We start from the raw sequence: 4,704 nt of genomic DNA, 5'->3' as shown, positions 1-4,704 counted from the left end.
GGAGATGGAGGGTCAAGATCACATCCTATGGTGAGGGGAGTAAGAGGAGTACCTGTCGAAGTTCTGAATGTTATGACAACCGATTTTTTACTGACCTTGAGAACTCCTGAAGGCGGACTTCGATACAAAGCTATAGCAGTAAAACATAACGAGAGCATACCTGAACGCGAAGCCCAAAAACTTGAAATAGAGAGGATGTTTTGGCAGTTGATTGATGTTGAGTTTCAAATTTATGTTGGCTCGGAACTCAATAACGTCGTCGGTAAAAACATTTGCTGGGCTACTTCTGTATTAAGAGATGGTTCTGAATTTTATGATAAATATCCTCTTGATAAAATCCTATGGAAGCTTAAACCAGATGTTTATCCCATAGTAGGACTACGTGCAATGATTTCATCAATCTTTGGGGTAGATGCACAAGAAGCGATGATGTTATTGCAGGCAATGATTGGATTAAAAATGATAAATGTTGATTTATCATATCCAATACTCGAAACCGGTCTGATAAAGATAATTTCCAATGACCACTATATAGGACTGAACTCAAATGGATATTATTAGGAATTCAGTCTGGCTCTCTCAAGGCACTGATTTGCTTGCAGAGGGACTTTACCGTGTTTTGGATTTTGACAGAAAGGTCGATTTGTTAATTTTGTTTAAAATAAAATCAGAAAAAACGGGTAAGCCAATCCCTTTCTCATTTTCAATGTTTAAATATTATATTGAATCAAATAGCATAACTTGTAAAGATTATATATATCCTTCATATATGTTAGTAGATGAGAAAGAATTAACAGATAAAGACAGAGGAAGGCGAGATGAAAATTACAATATCATTAAAGATCTTGTAGATGACAGAATGTTTCTGTTCGACTATGCATTACATAAAAAGTCGCACCTTTTAATGGATTACTCAAGAAATAAAAAAATATCACAATATACTATCAGAACGCTTCTGGCGTTGTATTGGCGACATGGGCAGGATATTTATGCATTGCTACCCGCATTCTCGAACTGTGGCGCCGCTGGGAAAAGTAGAATCAAACATGAAATTAAACTTGGGAATTCCAAAAAAAACAGAGCATTACCTAATGAACGATCACGTGTTTTCATTCTTAATGAAAGAGATATAAATAATATTAGAAAATCTCTCATTACGTATCATTATAAAGTTAACGGAGATACGATAAAGAAAACATTAGAGAGACATATTGATTTGTATTTTAGGGATGAAATTAAAACAGCAAACCTAGAAAATAGAGCTCCATATGTTCCTTCTTTAAAACAATTTTCATACTGGAATAAAAAACTCTTCACTAAAGATTTCTCGATAAATAAGAAGAACACGAAAAAAGAAATAGACCTCAAAATGCGGGCGCTTTTAGGTAGTGTGGCTAATACAACTGTTTTGCCGGGTGATGTTTTCGAAATAGACTCAACTGTCGCTGATGTACATCTTATTTCGAGTTTAAACAGACGAAAAGTCATTGGGCGTCCTACTATTTATACAGTGGTGGATCGTGCAACAAGAATGATTGTTGGCCTTCATGTTTCTTTATACCATGCTTCATGGCGAGCCGCCCGACAAGCGTTAGCAAATTGCTTTATGCCAAAAAAAGAATATTGTAGATTATTTGGAATCTCTATTACTGATGATGATTGGCCTTGTTCTCACATTCCATTAACATTGATGTGTGACAACGGGGAGATGATTGGTCTTAAACCTCAGGAAGAGATGACCCCCCTGACAAAACTTGAGTTTGCGCCAGTCGGTAGAGGCGACAGAAAAAGCATTGTTGAACGCTGTTTCGGCATTCTGAATGATGAGGTTATTCATAGGCTTATTGGAACAACACGAAGGGGAAAGATTGTTAAAGGAGAGCCAACACCGCAATCCAGGGCTTGTTTAACGATTCAGGAGGTCACGTCTTTACTGATTCGGGAGATACTTGCACATAATCAGAGAACGTATGAGGAACTGGCTTATATCAATCCCTTACTGATTGAAAATGATCTCGTAATATCACCAAAAAATAGTTGGATGATAAGCTTAAAGCACGGGAGATTCAGCGCAAGAGCCGTTGGGGCCGACGAAGTGATCGCACGATTGTTAATCCCTGTGAACGCTAACATTACCGCCGGTGGGATTCAGTACAATAATCTTTTTTATGAATGTGATCCTGAAATTGCATCAGGTGTCAGAGTATTTGGAAGAACCACTTGTGAAGCAAGAATAGATGACAATTGCGTAGATTATATATATGTAAGATTTGACAAAAATAGCATTTTCAAAAAACATTACCTACTTAAGAAAAGAGATGTATTTAAAGGGAAAGCTCATCTTGATACAGATGTAATGGCTGATTGGGTAGATACTCAAAAAGAAATTAATTTATTTACTCTGGATTCGCTCAGCAATATCAATAATAAAGATGAATTTAACAGGAAAGGTAACGAAAGATTAAATGAAATATACGAATCTCGCCGGGTACATGGTAAAGATATTAAAAAGAACAGGAAAAATGAACTTGATTCATTAGGGCGAACTCATGTTGCTAATGGAAGATCTGAACCCCTACTTCCTTCATCCAGTAATGTTCTGCTTTTGCCTGGCCGGGAGGAGAAACAAAGATGGTTAAAAGGTAAGAAGAAGACTGAGGACGCAGAATAATGAACCTTATACGGCGCGTTTCAGCGATATATAAAGAACAGGAGTTACCTGAGTATCGTGGCAATCCCTTAATTGAAGCACTTCCTGAAGCGCTTACGGAAGATGAAGTACTTCTGGAAATGAGTTATTTCCCCGAAATTGACGAAAAAATCCGCTGGACTGCCCCGGCGAATGTTAGAGAGCAGTATGTCGAACGTATAAAGAAATTCCGTTGCCCTCAAACCAATCTTATCCAGGCTTATAAGATGATCTTACGGGCACTTAGGGAAAGCTATGCAGCTCGTAATCCTTTAAAAAGCGGAACAATTCAATATCTTCATTACTATGGAAATGAGCGTCCTGATATTGAGCCAGAAAGTGGATATTTTAAATCCCAGGCTGAAACTATTACGATAGTTGGAATGAGTGGTTCTGGAAAAACTACCATGATTGAGCAAGTCATGGATCATTTCCCTCAGATTATAGAACACAGCAGCTATAAAGGAGTTTTTCCCGGCTTCAGTAAGCAAATTGTATGGGTAAAGATTAATTGTCCATACAATTCAAGTGTGAGAGACCTTTGTGAAGAGATTTTACAAAAATTAGATGATGCAATTGGTATTGAACGAACTACACCTGAGATTAGAAATGGTGCTCTGGCTCGCCAGATTGCACAAAGAATTAAATCATCATTTTTGGGTATCCTTGTTATTGATGAAATGCAGAGGCTTAAATTTTCAAGAACCGGGGGTGAGAGTAAGTTGATTGATTTTTTACATGAAATTGTAGATTCCATGGGGGTATCTATGGTTTTTTGTGGAAATCATCCTTTTGACGAGACGCTGACAAAGAAAATGAGAATTGCCAGGCGGGCAGAGTCTGGTGGTTACATGAAAATTAAGAATGTTAGATACGATTCACAAGACTGGCAATCGTTTATTCATTATTTATGGCCATTACAATGGACAAATGTTGAAACTCCATTAAATGATGAGTTAAACGAAAAATTATTCATTTTATCTAAAGGCAATATTGGATTGGCTCAGATGATTTATCGGGGGGCACAATTAAAGGTTATCGGTAGCGGCAATGAAATCATCACTGGCGCAGTCTTGTCGGCCTCTGTACCGGTACTCGTGAGTCATACGGAGGAATATAAGGATACTCCACTCCCGGGGGCCGCGACTGAAGATGAGGAAGCTAAATGGCTCTCTGCATCTAATGAGGGTGATGCTTCGGCTAAAATCATGGCAGAGAAGTCCCTAAAGTCTTTGATCCCTGGGGATATAGACAGGCCACAGCACAAGGAATTCGTAGGAAAAATAGACGAGGTTTTGCGCAATTTCGACGAGAAAATACTGTCTCTTGACCACGATCTTGTTATCAACAGAACAGCTGAAAAGAAAAATACCTACGATGCTCTTCAGCGTTGCGGGCTTATAAATATAGATCCACTTAATAAATTGTAATGAGGTAACAGTTCGTAACGGTCAAAGAGAGGTGTGGGAAATGAGAATGTTGCCTGTTTTGCCTGATGAATCCTTGTTCAGCCGGTTTTGTCGGACAACTACCGTGTACGGTATGTCCCCATCTTCTCTGTTAACGATCATTTTCAACAAACCTGATATGAACGTCCATCCAATTCTCAATTCAGGATTAAAGGCTATTTCTCTTCATACATCCGAAAGTGCAGATCAGCTCTGGCATGAACAGACTTTACTCCCTCTTTTTGCCTGGGCACTACCAATCAGTCGTAATGAAATTATGGATTTCAACACGACCCCTGCCAGGCTTAATCGATTGTGCCGCCTTAGTAATTTTTCACTAGGGCAGCGCACACTATTGAAGTTTTGCCCGGTTTGCGCTCGTGAAGATACTTTTCATTATGGTGTTACTTATTGGCATCTGGCGCATCAGCTTCATGGGGTTACAACCTGCCATCGGCATCCGGTAGCGCTTGAAAGCATCCATGTCCCTTCTTCACCGCACATACGTATTGGACTGATGCCTCCTGTTTCGTATACAGAACAACTTAGGGAAGGTGCGAATAAGCA

Annotated in this window: 4 protein-coding genes; all 4 read left to right on the top strand. The window is 39.0% G+C overall.

Going from position 1 to position 4,704, the window contains the following annotated elements:
- A partial coding sequence (locus tag FDW95_RS16950) for a TnsA endonuclease N-terminal domain-containing protein (RefSeq protein WP_137363554.1) occupies window positions 1-561 on the top strand: 561 nt, incomplete at its 5' end.
- Entirely contained in the window at window positions 548-2,671 is a 2,124-nt protein-coding gene (locus FDW95_RS16945; RefSeq protein ID WP_115257237.1) for a transposase, read from the top strand. The genes FDW95_RS16950 and FDW95_RS16945, both read left to right, overlap by 14 nt.
- Window positions 2,671-4,119 carry an ATP-binding protein gene (locus FDW95_RS16940; RefSeq protein ID WP_001049180.1) on the top strand — a complete coding sequence of 483 codons (1,449 nt, stop codon included), beginning with the start codon at window positions 2,671-2,673 and terminating at the stop codon, window positions 4,117-4,119. Before FDW95_RS16945 ends, FDW95_RS16940 begins: the two co-directional genes overlap by 1 nt.
- Window positions 4,120-4,159: 40 nt before the next feature.
- The coding region (locus tag FDW95_RS16935) for a TniQ family protein (protein ID WP_137363553.1) at window positions 4,160-4,704 on the top strand (545 nt) is incomplete at its 3' end.

The organism is Citrobacter sp. wls718 (assembly GCF_005280945.1).
Lineage (GTDB): Bacteria > Pseudomonadota > Gammaproteobacteria > Enterobacterales > Enterobacteriaceae > Citrobacter > Citrobacter gillenii.
Note: the sequence above shows the minus strand (reverse complement) of the source record. Positions and strands in the feature narration are given on the sequence as shown.